This is a genomic window from Desulfonatronum parangueonense, from assembly GCF_054656975.1.
Genome location: NZ_BAAHXH010000003.1, coordinates 765577 through 787433, shown reverse-complemented (window position 1 = coordinate 787433; position 21857 = coordinate 765577). Strand labels below are relative to the sequence as shown.

General features: G+C 56.0%; 17 protein-coding genes and 3 pseudogenes. 4 read left to right on the top strand and 16 right to left on the bottom strand.

Features of this window, described 5'->3' with window-relative positions; genetic code table 11:
• Positions 1–318 precede the first annotated feature (318 nt).
• Positions 319–993 carry an HAD family hydrolase gene (locus ACYQ15_RS04005; protein WP_459936235.1) on the top strand — a complete coding sequence of 225 codons (675 nt, stop codon included), beginning with the start codon at positions 319–321 and terminating at the stop codon, positions 991–993.
• 12 nt (positions 994–1005) lie between these two features.
• On the opposite strand, the gene ACYQ15_RS04000 is transcribed toward ACYQ15_RS04005, so the two are convergent.
• A complete protein-coding gene (locus ACYQ15_RS04000) occupies positions 1006–2727 on the bottom strand; it encodes a long-chain-fatty-acid--CoA ligase (RefSeq protein ID WP_459936234.1) in 1722 nt (573 codons plus the stop codon).
• A 1086-nt stretch (positions 2728–3813) separates the two neighbouring features.
• On the opposite strand from ACYQ15_RS04000, the gene ACYQ15_RS03995 reads away from it, so the two are divergent.
• Positions 3814–6663: a UvrD-helicase domain-containing protein gene (locus ACYQ15_RS03995; protein WP_459936233.1), complete on the top strand. Its 2850-nt coding sequence runs from the start codon at positions 3814–3816 to the stop codon at positions 6661–6663.
• 19 nt (positions 6664–6682) lie between these two features.
• On the opposite strand, the gene ACYQ15_RS03990 is transcribed toward ACYQ15_RS03995, so the two are convergent.
• From ACYQ15_RS03990 to ACYQ15_RS03980, 3 genes are all read right to left on the bottom strand, one after another.
• Positions 6683–7222 carry a transposase gene (locus tag ACYQ15_RS03990; RefSeq protein WP_459939545.1) on the bottom strand — a complete coding sequence of 180 codons (540 nt, stop codon included), beginning with the start codon at positions 7220–7222 and terminating at the stop codon, positions 6683–6685.
• 288 nt (positions 7223–7510) lie between these two features.
• Entirely contained in the window at positions 7511–7756 is a 246-nt protein-coding gene (locus ACYQ15_RS03985) for a DUF2283 domain-containing protein (RefSeq protein ID WP_459936232.1), read from the bottom strand.
• Between the two features lie 108 nt (positions 7757–7864).
• Positions 7865–8077, bottom strand: a complete 213-nt coding sequence (locus ACYQ15_RS03980) for a hypothetical protein (RefSeq protein WP_459936231.1) — start codon at positions 8075–8077, stop codon at positions 7865–7867.
• A gap of 59 nt (positions 8078–8136) precedes the next feature.
• Between ACYQ15_RS03980 and ACYQ15_RS03975 the strand changes: the two genes are divergently transcribed.
• Both ACYQ15_RS03975 and ACYQ15_RS03970 read left to right on the top strand, forming a co-directional pair.
• On the top strand, positions 8137–8586 hold the full coding sequence (locus ACYQ15_RS03975) for a putative toxin-antitoxin system toxin component, PIN family (RefSeq protein WP_459936230.1): 450 nt from the start codon (positions 8137–8139) through the stop codon (positions 8584–8586).
• On the top strand, positions 8583–8816 hold the full coding sequence (locus ACYQ15_RS03970) for a ribbon-helix-helix protein, CopG family (protein ID WP_459936229.1): 234 nt from the start codon (positions 8583–8585) through the stop codon (positions 8814–8816). Before ACYQ15_RS03975 ends, ACYQ15_RS03970 begins: the two co-directional genes overlap by 4 nt.
• A gap of 197 nt (positions 8817–9013) precedes the next feature.
• Here the strand turns inward: ACYQ15_RS03970 and ACYQ15_RS03965 are convergent.
• From ACYQ15_RS03965 to ACYQ15_RS03910, 12 genes and pseudogenes are all read right to left on the bottom strand, one after another.
• Positions 9014–9604 (bottom strand): annotated as a pseudogene (locus ACYQ15_RS03965) (transposase); the annotation flags it as partial.
• Positions 9605–9657: 53 nt separating this feature from the next.
• On the bottom strand, positions 9658–10764 hold the full coding sequence (locus ACYQ15_RS03960) for an endonuclease NucS domain-containing protein (RefSeq protein WP_459936228.1): 1107 nt from the start codon (positions 10762–10764) through the stop codon (positions 9658–9660).
• 143 nt (positions 10765–10907) lie between these two features.
• Positions 10908–11027, bottom strand: a complete 120-nt coding sequence (locus ACYQ15_RS03955) for a helix-turn-helix domain-containing protein (RefSeq protein WP_459936227.1) — start codon at positions 11025–11027, stop codon at positions 10908–10910.
• Between the two features lie 143 nt (positions 11028–11170).
• Positions 11171–12415: an IS4 family transposase gene (locus ACYQ15_RS03950; protein ID WP_459936226.1), complete on the bottom strand. Its 1245-nt coding sequence runs from the start codon at positions 12413–12415 to the stop codon at positions 11171–11173.
• Between the two features lie 367 nt (positions 12416–12782).
• Positions 12783–14147 (bottom strand): annotated as a pseudogene (locus ACYQ15_RS03945) (restriction endonuclease subunit S); the annotation flags it as partial.
• Between the two features lie 62 nt (positions 14148–14209).
• On the bottom strand, positions 14210–14581 hold the full coding sequence (locus ACYQ15_RS03940) for a hypothetical protein (RefSeq protein WP_459936225.1): 372 nt from the start codon (positions 14579–14581) through the stop codon (positions 14210–14212).
• Positions 14571–15755 carry a PDDEXK nuclease domain-containing protein gene (locus ACYQ15_RS03935; RefSeq protein WP_459936224.1) on the bottom strand — a complete coding sequence of 395 codons (1185 nt, stop codon included), beginning with the start codon at positions 15753–15755 and terminating at the stop codon, positions 14571–14573. Before ACYQ15_RS03935 ends, ACYQ15_RS03940 begins: the two co-directional genes overlap by 11 nt.
• Positions 15752–17209: a type I restriction-modification system subunit M gene (locus ACYQ15_RS03930; RefSeq protein ID WP_459936223.1), complete on the bottom strand. Its 1458-nt coding sequence runs from the start codon at positions 17207–17209 to the stop codon at positions 15752–15754. The genes ACYQ15_RS03935 and ACYQ15_RS03930 overlap by 4 nt, the downstream gene beginning before the upstream one ends.
• Before the next feature lie 53 nt (positions 17210–17262).
• The gene (locus ACYQ15_RS03925) at positions 17263–17559 is read right to left on the bottom strand and encodes a HigA family addiction module antitoxin (RefSeq protein ID WP_459936222.1); all 297 of its coding nucleotides are present in this window, start codon (positions 17557–17559) and stop codon (positions 17263–17265) included.
• Between the two features lie 26 nt (positions 17560–17585).
• Positions 17586–19983, bottom strand: a pseudogene (hsdR, locus tag ACYQ15_RS03920) (EcoAI/FtnUII family type I restriction enzme subunit R).
• 104 nt (positions 19984–20087) lie between these two features.
• The gene (locus ACYQ15_RS03915) at positions 20088–20672 is read right to left on the bottom strand and encodes a DUF4276 family protein (RefSeq protein WP_459936221.1); all 585 of its coding nucleotides are present in this window, start codon (positions 20670–20672) and stop codon (positions 20088–20090) included.
• Positions 20673–20676: 4 nt separating this feature from the next.
• A complete protein-coding gene (locus ACYQ15_RS03910; RefSeq protein WP_459936220.1) occupies positions 20677–21819 on the bottom strand; it encodes an AAA family ATPase in 1143 nt (380 codons plus the stop codon).
• Positions 21820–21857: the final 38 nt, after the last annotated feature.

Genomic DNA, 21857 nt, shown 5'->3' with positions numbered 1-21857 from the left:
ACCCAACGCAACCTCTGAACTACGTCTGTAACTGCTCAATAAGGCAGGGCAACCAACCACCGCGGATCCGTGCTGCCTGGATACCGGCCTGCGCCGGTATGACGGAGTGGAGTACCTCGAAAGCGAGTTCTCTCGGTCGTCACCCCGGCGCAGGCCGGGGTCCAGGTGTTTTTTCTAGGATTCACTGTCCGGAGTTATTGAGTAGTTACCTACGTCTGGCCGGAAAAGCTCTCGACGTGCGGAAAAAATCCGGGCAAACTGATTACTTGCTGAGCATGAGATCCTGGATACCCCTGTAAAACCTCTGAAGGAACAAAAATGGCCTCTCACAACTCTCATCACGGCGTGATTTTCGACCTGGACGGCACATTGCTGAACACCCTTGAAGACCTGGCCGACTCCATGAACACTGTGCTGACCCGCGGCAATCTCCCCCCCCACCCGGTCTCCGCCTATCGCCGGTTCGTCGGGGACGGAATGACCATGCTGGTGACGCGGGCTCTGCCCGAAGAACTGCGCGAGGAATCGCATATTGCCCGGTTCGTGCAAGACATGCGAAACGAATACGCCCGGCATTGGGCCGATAAAACCAGACCTTATGCCGAAGTTCCGGAACTGATTCATGGGCTGGAGGCTCAAAACGTCCCCATGACGATCCTGACCAACAAGCCGGAAGACGCCGCCTTGGCCATGGTGGCGCATTTTTTCCCGTCCACGAAATTTCGAACGGTCATGGGCGCGAAACCGGAACGGCCGCGCAAACCGGATCCGACAGCAGCCCTGGAAATTGCCGCGCACCTTGAACTTGCTCCGGACCAAATCCTCTTTCTCGGCGATTCGGATGCGGACATGCTCACGGCACGTTCCGCCAGGATGACCGCTTTGGGAGCCGGCTGGGGCTTTCGAGGCCGGGAAGAGTTGATACGCAGCGGAGCGCGCCGGGTGCTGGAGACTCCCCTGGAGTTGCTGGACTGGCTGGACGCACCCTCCTGACCCCACCCGTCTCTACCCTTTGGCCCTTCTATCTCCACCCTTGCGTCGAGACTGGGCCGCCTTCTCCATCTCCTCCTGCTGCAATGCCCTGCGCAACACCTTGCCGACGAGGGTCTTGGGCAATTCCGTCCGGAACTCCACCCGCCTGGGAACTTTGTACTTGGCCAGCTTCTGGGAACAGAATTCAATGATCTCTGATTGTTCAATAACTTCTCCGTCCTTGGGCACGATAAAAGCCTTGACAATCTCGCCCCGAGTGGGATGCGGAATACCGACAGCCACGGCCTCCTTGACCTTGGGATGCTGGTAGAGAACCTCGTCCACGTCTCGCGGATAGATGTTGTACCCGCCGGAGATGATCAGATCCTTCTTGCGGTCCACGATGAAAAAGAAGCCGTCTTCGTCCATGGTGGCGATGTCGCCCGTGTACAGCCAGGTGTTGCGCACCGTGCAGGCGGTCTCGTCCGGACAGTTCCAGTAGCCGAGCATGACCTGGGGCCCCCGGACCACCAGTTCCCCAATTTTACCCGGCGGAACCGGCACGGCGCCGCCCTCCATGTCCACGATGGCCGCATCAGTGCCCGGCGCGGGAATGCCGATGGAGCCGGGCTTGCGCTGTCCGTCCAGAGGATTGAGATGGGTCACCGGAGCGGCTTCCGTAAGGCCGTATCCTTCGATGACCTGCGCACCGGTGATGCTTTCAAACTTGTTCATCACCTCCACGGGCAGGGGCGCGGAACCGGAGATGCAGTAGTCAATGGAGGACAACTTGTACTGGGCCAGTTTCTTGTGCTGGATCATGGCCACGAAAATGGCCGGTACAGCGGGAAAAATGGAGGGCTTGTACTTTTGAATCGCCTTCAGCAAATCGTCCACCACCAGCCGGGGAAAGGGAATGATGGTCGCGGCCAGGGCCACGGAAAGATTCATGCATACGGTCAGGCCGAAGATGTGAAAAAAAGGCAGAACCGCGAGCAGGGTATGCTGCTGGGTTTTCAAGTTGGGCAGCATGGCCAGACACTGCTGGACATCCGCGGTCAGGTTGTAATGGGTGAGCATCACGCCCTTGGGCACGCCCGTGGTGCCGCCGGTGTACTGGAGCATGGCTATATCACGGCGCGGATCGGAATAGACATGGGAATAGGTTTCCCCACCCTGAACAACCTCTTTCCATTTGACTACGGTATTGTCGCCGTAGGGCACGTCCGTGCCGGTTCCCTGCTTCCAGGCCTTGACCTTGTAGAGCTGGCGCAGAGGAAATCCCAGAGCGTCGGCAATGCTGGTAACGACAATCTTGCGCAGTTGCACTTTGCTGCGCAGCCCTTCGATCTTCGACCAGAGCAAATCCAGGGTGACCATGAACTCGGCTCCACTGTCCGCAAGCTGGTCGTACAGTTCCTTTTCCATGTACAGCGGATTCATCATCACCAGCACTCCCCCGGCCTTGAGCACCCCGTAATAGGTGATCAAGGTCTGGGGCAGATTGGGCAGCAGGACAGCCACCCGCGCCCCGGGACGCAATCCCATCGCGCGCAGGTTCGCGGCCATGACTCCGGCCAGACGATCAAACTCGCCGTAGGACATGGACCAGTTCTGGAAAACCACGGCCTTGCGGTTCGGATCCTTCTGCGCCGCCTGGCGCAACAATTCCGGAATCGCCATGACCGGCGGCTCGTAGTCTGCTGAAGCATGGGAACCATAATACTTGGTCCAGGGACGTGATACATCGTTCATGATCAATCCTCATGTCGATTGGTTGTCCGCCGCACATCCGTCCTCGGAAACGGGGCAGCGTCGTGATAGGTTCGTTGTCTGGTATTCTAAAGATGTCTGTTGTCAGTGAAAGGGAGGTTTTACAGCCTCGCACGCCGGTTCATTTCCCGGCTTGCAAGGGTGTGCTGAATAGTTGCGAGCAAGCAAATGTATCCTGGAGACAAAAGGCTCTCTCCCGGCAACATGACAGCAATCACGGTGTATTGGAAATCCGAGTTGTTGCCAACAGACGCCTAAAACAAAAACCGATTCACTTCAACCTGCGCGCGTTCATGCTTCAACGTTGGTCCTCCGCGCAATGTCACAAAGGTTGCGCAACAGTATCTGCCGTCCATGGAAATGAGTCGGGTGCAAGCGGTTTGTACCCGACAGAGAACAGCACCAGAGAACAGCACCAAAGAACAGGACAAGAGAACAGGACCAGAGACCAGAAGACGGAGACCGCGCAACAACAGGTTGTGAATCCTTCCTTCAGGCAAAGAAACGGTTCTGGACTCATTGCAGCGACATCTGAATATGTCCCGCCCCAGAAATGGTACACAATCATGATGGCTTTTCCTGGATAACCGATTCAGATAGATTCCCGCCCAGTTGGGTTGTCGAAAGAAGGGTCATCGATATTGCCGGGATTACAATTCCGGTCAAGCTGCTCCCGGTGGCCTTGGACCGTTGCTGCTTACCAGGGTTGCTTGCCGGGACTGATTAGCTGTCAGAACATCGGCAAACTTTTGGCCGGAATATCCAATGGCAAACACCTCAAACAGCCATCCGCCGCGAATTGATCACTTCAAGGTAACTACTCAGCTAATCCATGTTCAAGATGATCAACCACGAAGAACACGAAGGACACGAAGATTACGGCGGATGGATTTCGGTAAGAGTATTGCGAATGCGCGGTGCGCCGCTTCTTTTCTTCCTTCGTGCTCTTCGTGCCCTTCGTGGTGATAAAGAATCAACATGAAATTAGAACAAGCTCTACATCAAATTGCTGAATAGTTACAACTTTTAGTGCAAAGCCGCGATAGATGAACCGATGGAGGACATTCCTTGAAAGTTCTTGTTTACAATGAGTTGGCCCCCAAAAAGATACCCAACTTCAAGAAAATTACATCCTTTCTGGAGAAAGGCGATTTCCGTTCCGCGGAAGTCAAAAAGCTCGCCCCGAATCTCTATCGGGCTCGACTGGACAAGGCCGACCGGCTGCTCTTTTCGCTTTATCGGCACAAGGACGAAACCTGCATCCTGGCCTTGGAACACATTCCCAATCATGCCTATGAAAAATCCCGTTTCCTGCGGGGAGCAACGATCCAGGAAGACAAGATCCCCGTTTTGACCGATCCCGGCGCCGAGCAACCCAATGAGCTGGTCTACCTGAACCCGGCCAGTTCCTCCTTTCATCTTTTGGATAAAATCCTCTCCTTCGACGACCTGCAACAGGCCGTGTTCGCGGTCCCGCCTCCGCTGATCGTGATCGGGTCGGCCGGCAGCGGCAAGACGGCCCTGACCCTGGAAAAGATGAAACTGGCGGCCGGGGACGTGCTCTACGTCACCACCTCGCCGTATCTGGTCCAGAGCGCCCGCAACATCTACCATGCCCATGGATATGCCAACGAGGCCCAGAACATGGACTTCCTGTCCTACAAGGAATTTCTGGAAAGCATTCGGGTTCCTCAGGGCCGGGAGCTGACCTTCCGGGAATTTGAATCCTGGGTTTCCCGCCAGCGCCTGTCCCGGGAGCTGCGGGACGCACATCAGCTTTACGAGGAGTTCAAGGGCGTTCTGACGGGATCCGCGGACGAGGCCTACCTCTCCCTGGACCGGTATCTGGATCTTGGGGTGAAGCAGTCCATCTATCCTCCGGACTTGCGCCAAGACATCTATGAAGTCTTTCGTGGATATCTGCGTCTGCTGAAGGACCAGGGCTGCTTTGACGTGAACATGCTCAGCCACGCCTACGCCGATCTGGTGCAGCCCCGCTACGACTTTGTCGTGGTGGATGAAGTCCAGGACATCACGGCGGTTCAACTCCAGTTGATCCTGCGTTCCCTGCACAAAATTCGCAATTTCATCCTGTGCGGCGATTCCAACCAGATCGTCCACCCGAATTTCTTTTCCTGGGCCAGGGTGAAAAGCTTTTTCTACGCCCAGGAAGATGCCGGGCCGCCAGCGGAATTGATCCGCATCCTGAACACCAACTACCGCAACTCGCCGGAAATCACCGAACTGGCCAATCGCATCCTCAAGCTGAAAAACGCCCGCTTCGGTTCCGTGGACCGGGAAAGCAACTATCTGGTCCACAGTACGGCCCGTGATCCGGGCAAGGTCTTGCTGCTGCGCGGCGATCCGACCCGACTGCGGGAGTTGGGCCAACGGGCCAGGACCTCTACCCGGTACGCGGTGATCGTTCTCCATCCGGAGCAAAAAGCCGCGGCCAAGGCCGCCTTTGGCAGCCCCCTGGTCTTTTCCATTCAGGAAGCGAAGGGCCTGGAGTACGAAAATGCGATTCTGTTCAACTTCACCTCCTCCGCGACCAGGCGCTTTGCCGAAATCACCAGCGGCGTAACCCCGGACCAGCTCATGGGTGAAGAGCTGAATTACGGTCGAGCCAAGGACAAGAGCGACAAGTCCTTGGAAATTTACAAATTCTATATCAATGCCCTGTACGTGGCCGTGACCAGGGCCGTAACCAATCTGTTCTGGGTTGAAGAAAAGCCGGATCACGACCTGCATGCCCTGCTTGGTCTGGAAGTTCTGACCGGCAAACTGGATCTGGACAGTCGCCAATCCAGCCTGGATGAATGGCGTCAGGAGGCGCACAAACTGGAGTTGCAGGGCAAACAGGAACAGGCCGAGGCAATCCGCCGCGATATTCTCAAGCAAAAGACTCCGCCCTGGAAAGTGCTTGCCGGGGAGACCCTGGAGACCCTGGAACACAACGCCATGGTTTCAGGCGAAAAGAAGTCCAGATTGCAGCTTTTTGACTACGCCCTGGTCTACAATGACCAAAAGCGGCTCCATGACTTGCGCAAGGCTGGTTTCGGCCCCGCGGACAAACCGGAAAAGGGCCTGACCATCCTGAACCAGAAGCACTTTTATACCTACGAACTGAAGCAAAGCCTGGCCGTCATGCGTCAGGTGGATGACTTTGGCGTGGATTTCCGGGACGTCTTCAACCAGACCCCCTTGATGAACGCGGCCCGAATGGGCAACGCCGATCTGGTCAAGCGCCTGCTGGAGGCCGGAGCGGACACCTCCTGCGTGAACAGCGCGGGCTTCAATGCCTTCCGGATCGTCCTGGAGCAGGCCGTCATGCAGCCCAAATATGCGGTCCACAAGCTGCCGGAGCTTTACCATCTTCTGGTGCCGGACAGCATGTCCGTCCAGGTCGAGGGAAAGCTGATCAAGATCGACAACATCAGCATGGACTTTTTTCTCTTCAACCTGATGATGGCCATGTTCTACACCCGATTCGATTACAAGTACCTCCACCAGGGTGGACGCTGCTTCGAAACAGCCGATTTCATCCAGATCCTGGAACCCTTTCCGGAAAGCGTCCTGCCGGAGCGCCGCAAGAAACGGCCCTATATCTCCAGCATCCTTTCAAAAAACGAAGTGCATCGGGACGGCCCCTACAATCGCCGCTTGTTCATCCGGATGCGCCAGGGCAACTACCTCTTCAATCCCAAGCTCAGTCTGCGTGTGGAAGGCCAGTGGCGCAACATCTACGACGTCTTGAACGTGAACATGCTCTATGTGCGCATTGATCTCAAATACATCGACCCCGACACGCTGGCCCGGATCGAAAGCATTACCGACAACAACCTTCTGCGACTGCGAACCTGGCTGGACAAAATGCGCCAGGACACCGATTCATCCTCCACCACGGATTCTTCTTGAAAGTAGAACTGCCCCATGCTCATTGGAATCCCTGATCAACTCCCGCATCTTCGCCACCGCTCCAGGCGCGTCGGCGAAGAGGTTGAATTTTTGGAAGAAGGTTTCGGTGTTCATGGGTATTTATTGCTGGGCACGCGAGGCTCTGCACTCGAGGGTTTTGAAGAGCGGGTGCGGAGTCCCGCGTTCCCAGGTTTTGCGTTTCCGGCGCTGCTCCAGGGCCAGTCTTCGGGGCGGGTTGAAGTCGGGCCTTGACCGGGTTGTTGTGGATGTAGGACAAAGCGGCGGCGAAGTGGTTCTGGTCGCGGATGAAGCGATCCCAGAACTCGGGGTGCCAGATGCGGGGCAGCGGTTTGTGCGATTTGCGGACTATCCGCCCAATGGCGTTGGTAGTAAACGTCTTCCATGAACCGACCACGGTGTTCATGCTCCACTCCGGCAGGGTTTGGAACAGCGCGTGGACATGGTTGGGCATCACGACCCAGGCGATCATGTGATAGCGTTCACCGTTGAAGTGCAGAAGCGCGTCCTGAACGATCCGGGCGCAATCCGGTCGACGCAGCCAGCAGGCCCATGACCGGCATCGACAAGGGTTTCGAGGCGGGGGCGTTTTTCTATGTCGCGTTGATTCGGATCCAGGCGCCGAATTTGCTCCAGCAGTCGCTCGACTGTTTCCTTATGGCAGACTGTCGGCGATAAGCATATTTAGCCCCTATTGCCTTTTTGTGAAAATACGGACAGATCACTTAGATCACTTCGTGCGTTCCCATCGCCTTTTCTGTCGAAAAGCGCACAGACACATCCCGTTGTCAAGATCCCAAACAAAGTCCTACCCCCGATCACGACCCCGCTATTTGCCGTACGTATCGTTTGTTTTTTCTCCAACCGCGAGCACGGGTTCGGAAGTGACGACGTACTCCACGCCGCGAGGATTTTCCACCCGTTGGGACGCGTCGAGAATCTCCATGCCGACGACATTGCCGTCTTTGTCGTAGTCCAGAATAACGCCCGGCTTCTCCTCGTCGCTCTCCTCGATCGGAGCGCTGTTGAGCATAATCCTCAGCACATCCACTTCCGGGTCATAGGTTACTTTCATTGCTGCCTCCAATATTTCTCGATTTTGCTGGTGCGGTAGGCCGTCACCACAACGGCAGGATTCGCAGTATCATCAACGATCAGACGCACCAGGAAAACTTTGCCGTCATCAAAGCAAGCCGTAGACCGAAGGTCTGTTTAACAGGGTGAACCGCTCGCCCCAGAAAAAGCCCCGGCCCCGACTTTTGTTGAAATGGCGGGTGAAACCCTGCTTGATGTCCTTCACGAACGCTCCCAGACTGACCAGCCGACGGCGGTAATCCTGCACTTGGTGCGGCATGATTTCGGCATCCTCGCCGAACTGCTTCTTGTACCGCTTCACGATCTCCGCATCCGTGGCAGCTTCGGTGTTCTATTGCCCTTCTTGCCACGATCCTTGCAATGCCAATTGATGGCATATATGCTGTCACTATGATTTCCTTGGTGATTGACACGAATGTTTTCGTGGCGGGTTTGCGTTCTGCGCGGGGCGCTTCGCGTGAGGTGTTGCGACGTGCGTTGATGGGGCGTTATGAGCCTTTGTTCGGCAACGCGCTGTGGCTTGAGTATCGCGATTTGCTGGATCGCCCGGTGTGGGGCGACGCAACTTCGGCGACGGAGCGTCTTGAAGTTTTGGCGGCTCTAACCCAACGCGGCCGTTGGGTCACAATTTATTACGGCTGGCGGCCAAACTTGCCGGACGAGGCCGACAATCACCTGATCGAGTTGGCCTTGGCGGGTAATGCCGAGGCGATTGTCACGCACAACGTGCGGGATGTTGGCCGTGGCGAGTTGCACCTCGGCTCGCTACGCATCCTGACACCAGCACAATGTTTAGAGGAGTGGCCATGAGTAGTACATTGACTATCCGTTTGCCCGAGGATACGGCGCAGCGCCTGAAGGCGCTTGCCAAGAGCCGCGGCTTGAGCACGAACAAGCTGATTGAGGAGTTGAGCGCGCATGCGCTGGCGGCCTGGGATACGGAAAACCATTTTCGGGCCTTGGCGGCGACGGGTAATGTGAATCGGGCGCTGGAGATTCTGGAACGGCTGGATGCCGAGGATAATCAGGCAGATGCATAGCGCGCCGTCCTCGGAGCCCCCCCCGCAGCGACTTGCATGCCGACGAAGCGAACCGATGCGCCTGGCGTTGTCACAAGCAACAATCAATGATCTGACCTCAACCATTCTAGCAATCAATCAAGGTCGAAGCGTATTAATACATACGTAAGAGTTTGAACTTATTGCGGCGATGCAGCAATTGGGAGTTTTTCAACGTGTTATGCCAGCAACCGCTTCATCGAAAACACGCCGTCCACCCCGCTGACTGGCGTGAACCTCCTTGTGTCCTTTGAATCCAGCAGGTGTTTCACCCCGTCGAAGACTTCAGCCACGAACTCCTTGGTGCCGATGATGCCGGAGTCCGTGAAATAGCGGCAGCGATGGCGGAAAACGTCGGTTCGGGAGAGCCGATATCCTTTCTTGCGCTCGCGTTTGACCAGCTCGGGATCAAGCTGTTTGCCCTTTCCGGCATCCATGGCCCCGGTCTCGTAAACAAACCGGCGATATTTGCGGATGATCTCCTTCGGCTCCAGCTCGTTCCACTCCTTCAAGCCCAGGTCCAGATCCAGCAGGCCGTCCCGGTTGCCGCGCTGCACCAGATACCCCAGGCCGGACCAGCGGTAGTCCTCGGGCTTATGCACCAGACCGGCCCGCACGGGATTGAGATCCACGTAGGCCAGCAAATTGACCAGACTTGCCCCCTCCTGCACGATCAGACTCTTGAACCGCTCGCCCCAGAAAAAGCCTTTCCGGCCCCGAATTTTGTTGAAATAGCGGGTGAAACCCTGCTTGATGTCCTTCACGAAAGAATATTTATCCTATGTTCCATTTGCGGCCAGTTCATTCTTCAAATGAATCTCAACTACTGTAACGCTTTACATTTATCCCCATTCCATTCTGGAAAGAAGAATTTGAGTCGTTCCACAGTATGGCGCCATTTGGGTGTCGTTGGTTGGCAGACCGTGTTTTGATTGCCGAATAAGCCAACTTCTTTCACCGCCTTGCTTTCTGGAACAGTGTCGAGCCATTTAATGCGGACGAAATATTCGGACAGATCTGGATCGCCAGCGTGACTGCGAAGCTTGTCTGATGTTGAAAGAACATCCATGGCAAAGCGTTTTTCGTCGGAGCTCTCGAGCATGAATTCGTTCACTGACTGCACCGATTCTGTCACTCGACCGACTCCGACATAGCCTTTGTCTGGAATCTTTACCCACACCCGGTCTCCAGGTGAGAGCAGCTTGAGCGTTCGAGTATACCAACTTCCTCCTCCCGCACTGATGAATCCATGCGTTCTCGCTTCTTCCCAAGTGCAGTCACCACCGAAAGAAACGTAGTATTCGCCGTTCCAGGGCTCTTTGTCGCCTTTTGTCTTGGTCGTTACGGCTACATTGGCCTGCGTTTCGCCTGGGTCGATCAGCCATGCACGACTGAGGAACTGTTCGGGGCCGTTCTGGAAGACCTGGAAGAAAAGGACGTTGATCGCGATGTCGCGGGCGTTGAGGTAGGAGATGATGCGTTCGGTCGAGTCGTCAAGTTCTGCCGCCACGAGGAGGATCTGGTGTGAAGCGTTGAGCGTTTCTTCATCAAGTTCAATTTTGAAATGTTCTTTGAAGGCAGCATCGAGATTGCCTCCTTTTGAAAATCGTTGGTAAATTTGTGCGATCTTGTCTGCGGTAAGCGTCTCCACCCAAAAGGCGTAATCAAGCGCCTGGGCCACGATCTCACGCGGGGTCCTGTTTCGCTTAAGTTCGATCAGGACGAGCGAAGCATCTGGGGCGATGGCCAGCAGGTCGATCCTGCCGCCAAATCCTGTTTGCTCCTGGCGACCGATCAGCATCCACTCACTGGAAAGGATTTGTGGCACGGTCATGATCATATCTTCCAACTGATGCTCATTGATCAGCTTAGATGTGGGCAACGGCGTCGGCGGGGAGCCGACCTTCCAAATGGCGTGCTTGATGGGCATGGTTCATTCCTTTGGCGTGAGTTCGGCGAGGGGGGGAGGACAGAGCGTGCTTGCATGTTGTCGTCTATCATTATGATATTGCTCAATGTCATGTAGTGTAGACCAAGATGTTTCGCAATTTCCTTTTCTTGACGCATTCGTGGCTATGCACGAATCATGTCCTGACTCACACCCAATATCTCCGCCAATTGACGACACTGCTCGCCGGAGATGGTGCGTTTGCCGGTTTCCATCTGCGAGATGTAGGCTTGGTTTAGGCCCAATACTGTTCATTTAAACAATTTTAATGCAACTATTATAACTTGGTACGGGCACAGGCTTAGAATTTCTCGGTCTCACTAAGTAGCTGCTCATCTTACGTTTTACGCCCCGTGGACATTTACAATTTCGACTCGAGACAACACGTTCATCCAAGATTTCCCTCAGCATTGGCTTGTGAAACTCCATCCACTGTTGAGGGGGGAAAAGCGCCGAAAAGCGGAAGCTTCCGGCGCACAACCTTTACTGAATGAACAAACGACAATTGATCAGGATCAATGTCCTCGCTCAAAGCCGCTTCATGCATCAAGCCACGAATTGCAAAATGAGTCATCAAGAGCCCGTAAAATTCTTGTCTGCACAAATCCGGAGTCTTGCTCCGAAGAACCACCCTGGCTCCTCTCAAATGTGTCTTGAGTTCATCAAGGGCCGTCTCAATCTCCCAACGTTCATGGTACAGTGCTGCCAATTCTTGCGCCGGTGCCTTGGCCGGATCCAAAATCGTGGTCATGAGTCGATACAATGGCTCCGCATCCGTAATTCCGACAAGTTGATATTCAATTACTCTCACCTTCGTTCCAACCCCATGACGGCGGTCCTTGGCGGTTTTGAATACCATGCTGAGGTAGGAACCGTCGGACAAGCGTTCCAAGATGGGCAAATCCAAGTTCTTCTTTACTCGCCACAGCAAGTCAGCCCCGGTGGCATGGGAAGAATTCCAGAGATCATATCCAAAGAAACCACGGTCGGCCAAGCAGAGCATCCCTGGCTGCAAGTGCTCTATCACCTGCGCCGCCAGCTTTCGTTCACTCGTTCCGTAGGAACCCATCTTCGTGCCAAACAACACGTGCGTTCCGTTTTCCACAAGCGAAACAAATCGCATTTGTGGAAAGCCGCTTACGCCTTTCTTCGAGGCAGGACGACCAAACTCCTCAGCATTCACGCTTTCGTCCGCTACGTCCATGCAGCTCCCATCGATGCTGACCACGCGCCACGATCGATACCAAGCCCCGCGGGTCGCTTCGGTTGCAATCGGCTTGACCAGTTCGTCATGCAACCGCATCATTGGCTCCACTCCCAGGCGAGTACGTGCTTGGGATATGCCCGACTTCCCTGTAATCTTCAGGTTGACGTCTTCTCCCCTCAACCATTGAACTCCCTCAAGCAAACACCGAAGAACTTCTCGGTAAGAGGACTGCATATACAAAGCCAGGGCCATGACATAGTAAATAACAACATGAGCCGGAAGCTCCCTTTCGCGGATGCTTTTCTTTCCGGTATCGGAAAGAATCTGCTTGACCTTGCCCAGGGGGAAAGTAGTGGCCAATACTCCAAATCCAATATAATCTGTAATCCGACTCCCCTTGGGAAGTTCTGCAACCGTGCGTGCCATCTCGCCACCTCCTCTGGTTGAGATGGCTCATTGTAGACATTTTTTTGATCAAAGTGAACAGTATTGGGTTTAGGCCCATGGCCTTGGCCACGGCGGATTGGGACAGTCCGGCGGCCTTGCGCAGTTCGGCCAGGGTGCGGGCGGTTTGGGGTACGGCGGTTGTAGCTGGAATTGCCGGGCCTGAAGGCTTCGATGCCGGAGCAGTGGGGGCTGATGGAACCGGCTGGATTGCGGGTCGTGGCGCGGAGGCAGCGGGCTTGACGGGCGAGGAGGAAACGTTGCGGCCGTTGGTGGTGCCGGTGAGTTCGGCAACCAGGGCGGAAAGAAGGTTCGCGGCCATAACACGGGAGGCGGCAAGCTGTGCTTCCAACTCGTCCACCAGGGCCATGAGTTGATCTACTTTGGCCACGACCCGGCGTTGTTCGGCGAGGGGTGGGAGGGGAAATAGATAGTTCCTCAAGAATCCGAGGGAAACAAATGACTGAACTCCACCAGCAGCTTTCTCTCGCATCTCTTCGGATACGAGTTTGAGATATAGGAGAAGAAAGCTCGGCTCCGAATCGGCTGTAGAGTAGTATTTGAACAGTGCAAGGTTCTTGATGCTGAACTCTCGGTCGGTGTCCACGATGACGGGATTTCCAATGCTGCCAATCATCGCAAAGAGGATGTCACCTCGGTCAACACGTGACCTCTCCGAAATCTGGCGATGGTCATTTTCCGATATGAAGTTGGCTCCTTCAAACAAAAGTCTTCCAGAATATATGTTCTTGCTCGTAATGAGTGGAAAACCTTGAGTCGTATATTTCGGCGTGTCATGAGTTCCATCGCGGACATCAAAGATGTTCCCCAATCGTGTCCACAGCCAGCCGGATGGAAGCGTATCACACATATCGCCGATTGGATTAGGTTCTACAGTAGTGCGCTTAATCTTTCGTTGTTTAATGAGCTGTTCTTTGGTGCCTTTAATCCGAGCGAACAAATCTTCCGCCGGCTCATCATCCGGATCTTGCGGCACAAGTTTACCCTGCACAGCCAGGGAGAGGATTGCTTTACGCAGGTCAGCGGGTGAAATCGTGTATGACGGGTGGAAAAGATAATTGAGATTGGCCGGGGTGGGGGCGTCGGCAAAGCGAGCCAGGGCCGCGCGGGCGAGGGCGGCGTGTCTGGTCTCCCGTTCCTTCTGCTGCGCCTCCAGTTGATCACATAACGCCATCAACTCATCCACCTTGGCCACGATCCGGCGTTGTTCAGGGAGGGGTGGAAGGACTAATTTCAAGTTCAAAATGTCTTTCCTGCCAACTCCGGGTATGGCTATTCCTGTCCTGGCGTTTTGAAGGTATCCGGCAGCTCTCTTCAAAACAATGTGGACGAAGCCTGGTTCGGCATCGACAACACGGACGGCCATAAGCTGTCGGCTTATGGCCGTTGGCTGATCTAACAGAATGTTAGTTTTTCCGACTCCTGATCCTTTAACCGTGATTAAGATATCACCAGGTTGGGCTATGACTTTGGGGTGCTCTGTCCAGCGTGTGGGAATTGGACTTTTACTTCCAAAGTCTGCTGGGCCTGTGAGATAAGGCACTCCTCGCCCCTCATCGTTTTGTTCATGACCCAACAAATGTTGGCCTGAAATCAATGCGATGACATCACCTAATATTGCTTCTTTCCAGCAATCTAAATCGTTGGTGCACAATTTCCCTGTAACGGCCCAATCCAGCACCAATTCCCGCATCTTCCCCACCGCCCCCGGCGCGCCCGCGAAGAGGTTGAATTTTTCGAAGAAGGTTTCCAGTTTCATGAAACCTGCTCTTTTCCGGATTCCTCGCTGTCCCACATTTCGCGGTAGGCGTGGACATAACTGGCGGTAGCGGCTGGGTCCATAGCATAATAGTAGCGGCAGAGAGAGCGGAAGAGTGCGAGACCTTCCGGAATGTAGGCACAGTCGAGGAGACGGTCGAGCATGTGTTCGATTTGTTGTCGATCCTGCGTTCGGCTCCGGATCATGTCCCGCACCATGGGCGCACAGTTGGCAGCCGCCTGACAATGCAGTTCGTTCACGGCGTGGGCCAATTCCAGGATGTCGTCGAAATCATGGCCGCTCTCGGATGCAATTGCCTGCGGGGTTTGATCCGCGGACGGCCGCTGGGTGATGCGCTTAGTTCCCATCGCCGATCTCTTTGCCGAGCTGTTTGAGGAAAGCCACCATGGCGGCTTTGTCCGGCATCTCCACGGCGTAGCGGGAGACGAACAACGTGTTAGGCAGGTCGCCGAGGGCGAACTCGACGAGGGCTTCGTTTTTGCGTGTGCAGAGGAGGATGCCGACGGGGGGCTGATCTCCCTCGGTCATTTCGTACTTCTTGTAGTAGGCCACGTAGGTATTCAGCTGGCCGAGGTGTTCGTGGTTGAAGGCGGCGGTCTTGAGTTCAACGAGGACGTGGCACTTGAGCACGCGGTGGTAGAAGACGAGGTCGACAAAAAAATACTCATCGCCGATGAGGATGCGCTTTTGCCGGGCCTCCAAGCAGAAGCCGTGGCCCATTTCGAGAAGGAAATCCTGGAGGCGGTCAAGCAGGGCGTCTTCAAGGGCGGATTCGCCCATGACATCGCGGGAGCGCAGGCCGAGGAATTCGAAAATGTAGGGATCACGAATGATCTGGGAGGGCTGGAGGGTTTCCGCTGTGGCATGAGCCAGGGCGGAGAGCTTGGTCTTGTCCTTCGAAAGACCGCTCCGCTCGTAGTAGAGACTGGCGATCTGGCGACGGAGTTCCCGGACCGACCAATTGCCCCTCATGCACTCGATCTCGTAGAAGCGACGCTGGGTGTCGTTGGGGAGTTCGATCAATTCGGCAAGATGGGAAAAGGAGAGTCGATGCAGGATGTCGGGCTGGGCGGGGGCCAATTGTGGAGACGCTGTCTCCACAATTTCAGATTCGGGAGACAGTGACTCCCGATTTGGCCTGGTTGTAGCAGACAAAAATGCCATGAGCGGAGTCAACTGCGGCAACCAAACCGATTGTGGAGTCAGTGTCTCCATTATGTTGGGATAGGCAAGGTAGAACTTCCGAAAACGGTAAAGTTCTCGGCGATCACAGCGCTCCCAGCCTTGTGTCGCGAGGCGCCGGGCGAGAGTGTCCATGAGTTTGTCGCCGTAGGCGGCACGGTCGATGCCCTGCCGTTCGTAAACTTCGATCTGCCGTCCAATGAGCCAGTTCCGCATGGTGAGACCGACATTGACCGCCTTGGTGGCATATGCCTGAGCTTCGTGGTGGATCTGAACAATGACGGCCACCAGCGACTCGAAGTCACCCTGCTGCATCGATGTCGGGTTCTTCTTTTTCATCGACTCAGTGCCTCCATAAGCTGCGCCTTCAGCTTGCCCCGCGTTGCGGCGATCTGCTCCAGCAGCTTTTCGTATTCCGGCAGCAGGTGCTCCACGTCTCCCGGGCCGGTGTCGGCGTTGTGCGGATTTTTCAGGTCCAGGTTGTAGTTTCCGGACTTGATCCGGTCGATGGGCACGCGCCAAGCCCGTTCATTCTCCACGCGGCCGGAGAAGCCGTCCTCTTCCCTCCCCCACCACGCCCGCTCGGCCTCGAACTCCTTGATCCGAATGGGCTTGCCCTTGTTGTAGCTCTTGGCTCCGGGCGGATACGGGTGCTCGTAGTACCAGACTTCTCGGGTGGGCGAGCCCTTGGTGAAGAACAGGAGGTTGGTGCGGATGCCGGTGTAGGGGTTGAAGACGCCGTTGGGCAAGCGGACGATGGTGTGCAGGTTGCATTCGGTGAGCAGGGCTTCCTTGATGCGCGTTTTCACGCCTTCGCCGAACAGGGTGCCGTCGGGCAGGACGAGTCCGGCCCGGCCGCCGGGCTTGAGGATCTTCATCAGCAGGACAAGGAACAGGTCCGCGGTTTCGCGGGTCCGGAACTCGGCGGGGAAGTTGGCTTCGATGCCGTCCTCTTCCATGCCGCCGAAGGGCGGATTGGTGACCACCACGTCCACGCGCTCCCTGGGGCCCCAGTCGCGCAGGGGGCGGGCCAGGGTATTGTCGTGGCGGACATTGGCGGGCACGTCGATGCCGTGCAGGAGCAGATTGGTGATGCACAGGACGTGGGGCAGGTGCTTTTTCTCGATCCCGGCGAAACACTCCTGGATGGTCTGTTCGTCGGCTTCGCTTCTGGCCTGTTTGCGCAGGTGCTCGATGGCGCAGACCAGAAAGCCGCCGGTGCCGCAGGCCGGGTCGAGGATGGTTTCGCCCAAGCGGGGGTCGACCTGCTCGACGATGAACTGGGTCACGGCCCGGGGGGTGTAGAACTCGCCCGCGTTGCCGGCGGACTGGAGGTCCTTGAGCAGCTTTTCGTAGATGTCGCCGAACATGTGGCGGTCATCCGAGGCATTGAAGTCGATGGCGTTGATCTTGTTGATCACCTGGCGCATCAACGTGCCGTTTTTCATGTAGTTGTTGGCGTCTTCAAAAGACATCCGGATCAGGCCGCTGATCTTGTCCCCGGCCACGGTCAGGGACTTGAGTTTGGGCAAAAGCGCGTTGTTGACGAAATCCAGCAGGGCGTCGCCGGTGATGCCCTCCTCGTCCACGGCCCAGGCGGACCAGCGCAGATTCTCCGGCAGCGGGGAGCGGTAGGCGTCGCGGAGAAGCTGCATCTCCTTTTCGCGGTCGTCGAAAATTTTCAGAAAGAACATCCAGCCGAGCTGTTCCAGACGCTGGGCATCGCCGTAGGTCCCGGCGTCCTTGCGCATGATGTCCTGGATGGATTTTACGATGCCTGAGATGTTGGGCATGATTATGCGGATCGTTGAAAATACGTGAGCAGGTTGTTCATGGCCGCATTCCTTCAGGCAACGGCCAGTTGCCGGACTTCCTCGTTGATCCGTTCGGCCAATGCGTCCTCAGCCACGTCCAGATCGTAGTCCATTTGCAGTCCCAGCCAGAAACTTGCGGAGTTGCTGAAATATCTGGAGAGCCGCAGGGCCGTATCCGCCGTGACGGCGCGTTTCCCGTGAATGATCTCGTTGATCCTGCGCGGGGAAACCGCAAGATCCCTGCCCAGCCGATTCTGGCTGATGGCCAGCGGCTTCAGGAACTCCTCTTCCAGAATCTCTCCAGGATGTACGGGAGGAATTTTCTTCATTTCTCACCCCTTGTGGCAATGCTGTTTTACGCGACATCCATGTAGAGTTGCGCCTCCAGCTCCCTGACCGCGGCCAGGTAGGAAGGCTTGCCGCCAAAGAGATTGATGATCTCGATAGGGGTTCCGAAGGCGCGCAGGGGGTCAACCTTGAGGATGTCCAGGGATTCGACGCTCTGGATGCCGGTTTCGGCGTACTTGGCCAGCAGGGCGTTCAGGACAGTGCGGGCCTTGTCGCCGTATTTTCCGAAAACATTGCGCTTTTTGACCTTTTCGGCCCGCTCCGTGCGGGTCAGCGGGGGCTGGTCAAAGGCGACGTGGCAGACCAGATCAAAGGCGTCATAGTCCCGACCCACCTGCTCGGCAAGTTCGTCCAGGAATACGCCCCTGGCGGCCAGTTCCTCCAGCACGGCCTGCTTGCGCTCGGCCTCGTTCCAGACGGTCAGGAACGAGGCCAGGGTGGCGTAGGTCCGGCGCACGGCCTTGCGGGAATAGTCCGTCAGGGATTCGGTGATCAGCTTGCCGTGTTCGTCCAGATACTGGACCCGCTCCGTGGCCACGCGGACTTCCACGTCGTCCACGTAATACTTGACCGGCGGTTGCCGGGCATTTGCCGGATCTCCCGGATCATCGCACAATGGTTAGGCGTCTCGTCCGGAGACGCTTCCGAAGGACCTTCCGAGAGATCTGCCGAGAGATCTTCCGGCGGTACCGGCGGGTCTTCCGGGCCGGGTTCGTAGATCCGGACCGGATCGCCGTCGCAATCCAGGTCCGCGAACATGCTTGTGGCCCGCTTGAAATCCATGATCATGAAAAAGAGCTTGCCGTAGTCCTCGTTGATCCGGCTGCCGCGGCCGATGATCTGCTTGAACTCGGTCATGGAGGCGATGCGCCGGTCCAGGACGATGAGCTTGCAGGTCTGGGCGTCCACCAGGTGCTCATCAGCCGGGAGGTGGTGCAGACCACCGGGTAGGCGGATTCCGGATCGATGAAATTGTCCAGTTGGGCCTTGCCCTCGTTGTTGTCCCCGGTGACCCGGACCACATAGCGGCTGTTGGCCGCGGCCAGGTCCGGGTTGGCGTTGACCATGGCCTGGCGCATCCGCTCGGCATGCTCGATGTTTTCACAGAAGATGATGGTCCTGGAAAAGCGGTCCGTTGTCCGCAGGAACTCGGTGACCTTGGCCGCCACCAGGGCGGTGCGCTTTTCCAGGATCAGATTGCGGTCGAAATCGCGGTCGTTGTACTCGCGGTCCTCGATGACCCGGCCGTACTTGTCGGTCTGGCCGTCCTCGGGCCGCCAGCCGTCCAGGTCCTTGTCCAGGCCGAAGCGGATCACCTTTTAGGGTGCGAGAAATCCGTCGGCGATGCCCTGGCGCAGGGAGTAGGCGTAGAAGGGCTCGCCGAAGTATTCGATGTTGGAGACGTCTCTTGTTTCCTTGGGCGTGGCGGTCAGGCCGATCTGGGCGGCGGAGGAAAAGTATTCCAGCACCTTGCGTCAGGCCGCGTCCTCCGCGGCGCTGCCCCGGTGGCATTCGTCCACGACCACCAGATCGAAAAAGTCCGGCGAGAACTGCTTGTAGATGTTCCAGTCTTCCTCGGCGCCGGTGACGGCCTGATAGAGGCAGAGGTAGATCTCAAAGGCCTTGTCCACGACCCGGTTGGTGATCTTGGTCATGGCCTGACCAAAGGGCTTGAAGTCGTTGGTCTTGGTCTGATCCGCCAGGATGTTGCGGTCCACCAGGAACAGGATGCGCTTGCTTGCTCCGGACTTCCACAGCCGCCAGATGATCTGGAAGGCGGTGTAGGTCTTGCCCGTGCCCGTGGCCATGACCAGCAGAATCCGGTTCTCGCCCCGGGCAATGGCCTCCACGGTGCGGTTGATGGCGATGATCTGGTAATAGCGCGGCGTCTTCTGGGAGCCGTCGTCGTAGTATTCCTGCGCGGCCACGGCCTCCTGGGCGGCGGTGTAGCCCCTGGCCGCGCGATAGCGGGCCCAGAGTTCGGCGGGAGACGGGAACTGGTCCAGGGGGATTTCCCGGGTGACGGGACCGGCGACGCCTTGACCGGTGGTTTTGGTCCGGTCGTGTTCCAGGAAGGCGTCCCCGTTGGTGCTGTAGGCAAAGGGAATGTCCAGGATCTCGGCGTATTCCAGAGCCTGCTGCATCCCGTCGCCCACGCAGTGGTTGTTGTCCTTGGCCTCGATGACCGCGATGGGCAGGTTCGGCTTGTAATAGAGAATGTAGTCGGCTTTCCTGGCCTCGCCGCGTTTCACGGTCCTGCCGCGCACAATGACCCGGCCCCTGGTGAAATAGAATTCCTCCCGGATCTGGGTCATCAGATCCCACTTGTCGCCGCTTGCGCCCACAAGCGCGGGGGTGACGAACTTGGTGCGGATGTCCGCTTCGGTGAGGGCTTTCTTGTTCATGGGGACCTCTTGTTACAGGGTTCCATGGGCAGGTTACCGGTCATGTCGAGACCGGCATTGATGTCTTCCGGCTTATTGGGTGACAAGTGCCCGTCCGTTCGAACCTATTTGATTTCCGCCAGGCGCCGCAGACAGCTGTTCAGGCTGGGTGATAATTCTCTAGCCCGCTCAGGGCACCATATTTCAGATGTAAAGCGGTTGATTTCGGACACGTATGAGCGACCGACCTGTGCTGTCGATCCTTTTTGAGGAACAAGTGCCGACCTGATCGAGGAATACCTTGATTGGCGGGCCAAATTAACCAAAGTTTGTTTTGGATCATCCAGTTGTTCAGGTGACAGAGGCACTTTACTTAAAGCTACTCCTAAAAAACCGGCCGTTCCCTCTCTGTCGGCCAGAAGCCAACTCTCCAATTCTCTCACCACGACCCGAAATATCATCCTCGAGTGCCTGTGCGGCAACCATTTATCAAGAATCTCCGGTGGGCATGGCAAATCTGCGTCCATAAAATCCAGTAGAGTCAGCACCGGAATCGAAGCGGCTGATTTGTTGAATGCTTCGACCTTTGCCTTGATCCATGAACTGCCCCTTTTACCATAACAAGCCCCAACCTGATGGCCGGACGTTTCGGCCAGTCTGCGAGCCATCGCTTCATCAGTCGGGCCTTCCACCAAGGCATAGATAATCATCGCCCTACTCCGCAAACAAAGATAATTGATGAGCCCTTGGTGGCGCGGTGCGGGGAAGCAGGACTTCGGCCACGGACAGACCTTGCCGGAGCAGCAGGTTTTCGTTTTCGTCGGGAGGCTGAAAAGTTGTGCCGTTTTCTCCGATTTCAAGTCGGACAATCTCTTCACCTCCAATTCCCTTGTCCTGGAGGATTTCCTCAGAATGCGTGCTGAGAATGATCTGACGTCGATTTTTGCGAAGCTTTTGCAAACGCTCAAACAATTGCGGCAAGTACCGGACGACTTCACTGTGCAGCGAAAGTTCTGGCTCTTCAAGTAGAAGGGCGCCGTTTCCCTCGAATACAGTCCATAAGAGACTGAACAATCGCAGTGTTCCATCTGAAAGCTGGCTTTCGTTCTGGAAAGCGCCTTGTGCCCTCCAATGCTCATACCGACCGATAAGATGCGGTGTGCCCTGCTTGTCCATGACAATGTCAAGCTCCTGAAGTTTGGGCACTGCCACTTTCAGGGCCGCTGCAATCCTCTTGAGTCGCGCTGTTCTGGTTTTTTTTTGTGTATTCCACAATCGCAGGAGAAAATCCCGGCCAAACGGGTCGTCATGCACCGGCATCGAGGTAAAACCCTGAGGATCACGCACCACCTGAGGAACAATATGCTGATAGGAAATAGTCTTGAAATAATCAGATATTTCTCGGAATTCTTTATTGGCAATGACTTGTTCAAGATCTGTCTGCGTCAACCGTTCGGGATCGTTTCCGTCCTCCGGGCCAGGACGATCCAGAGCAACAGATGAGTTTTTCAAGTTATAAACCAATTCCTTTTTCACGATCGGGCGCTGCCTGTTGTCCTGATTGATGACAATACAGTACTGCCATACATCTGTACCAGAATCATCAGCCAATTTCACATCGATATCTATGTCGGAATAACGCCTGGCCGACAAACAGCGCAAAGAGGAGATCCCCCCCCTTCTGCCAACCGCTGGAGCCAATCCGTCGATGGCCAACTCACGCAGAAAACGCAATGCATCAAGCAAGTTTGATTTGCCGGAAGCATTGGGACCGATAAGAAAGGTTCTCCAGGAGAGTGGTGTGGCGGCATCTCCAAAATTTTTCCAATTCCTAAGACGAATGCGGCTGATATACATTTTATGAATTCTCCCTCGCTCATGAAGCACCAAAATTT

Bases quoted from the DNA above. Each gene is read 5' to 3' on its own strand.
- ACYQ15_RS03950 (WP_459936226.1), bottom strand. From the start codon at position 12,415: ATGGCACGCACGGTTGCAGAACTTCCCAAGGGGAGTCGGATTACAGAT.
- ACYQ15_RS03910 (WP_459936220.1), bottom strand. From the start codon at position 21,819: ATGTATATCAGCCGCATTCGTCTTAGGAATTGGAAAAATTTTGGAGAT.
- ACYQ15_RS03925 (WP_459936222.1), bottom strand. From the start codon at position 17,559: ATGAAGAAAATTCCTCCCGTACATCCTGGAGAGATTCTGGAAGAGGAG.
- ACYQ15_RS04000 (WP_459936234.1), bottom strand. From the start codon at position 2,727: ATGAACGATGTATCACGTCCCTGGACCAAGTATTATGGTTCCCATGCT.
- ACYQ15_RS03960 (WP_459936228.1), bottom strand. From the start codon at position 10,764: ATGCCCATCAAGCACGCCATTTGGAAGGTCGGCTCCCCGCCGACGCCG.
- ACYQ15_RS03940 (WP_459936225.1), bottom strand. From the start codon at position 14,581: ATGGGAACTAAGCGCATCACCCAGCGGCCGTCCGCGGATCAAACCCCG.
- ACYQ15_RS03930 (WP_459936223.1), bottom strand. From the start codon at position 17,209: ATGCCCAACATCTCAGGCATCGTAAAATCCATCCAGGACATCATGCGC.
- ACYQ15_RS03970 (WP_459936229.1), top strand. From the start codon at position 8,583: ATGAGTAGTACATTGACTATCCGTTTGCCCGAGGATACGGCGCAGCGC.
- ACYQ15_RS03935 (WP_459936224.1), bottom strand. From the start codon at position 15,755: ATGAAAAAGAAGAACCCGACATCGATGCAGCAGGGTGACTTCGAGTCG.
- ACYQ15_RS03975 (WP_459936230.1), top strand. From the start codon at position 8,137: ATGCCAATTGATGGCATATATGCTGTCACTATGATTTCCTTGGTGATT.
- ACYQ15_RS04005 (WP_459936235.1), top strand. From the start codon at position 319: ATGGCCTCTCACAACTCTCATCACGGCGTGATTTTCGACCTGGACGGC.
- ACYQ15_RS03985 (WP_459936232.1), bottom strand. From the start codon at position 7,756: ATGAAAGTAACCTATGACCCGGAAGTGGATGTGCTGAGGATTATGCTC.
- ACYQ15_RS03915 (WP_459936221.1), bottom strand. From the start codon at position 20,672: ATGATTATCTATGCCTTGGTGGAAGGCCCGACTGATGAAGCGATGGCT.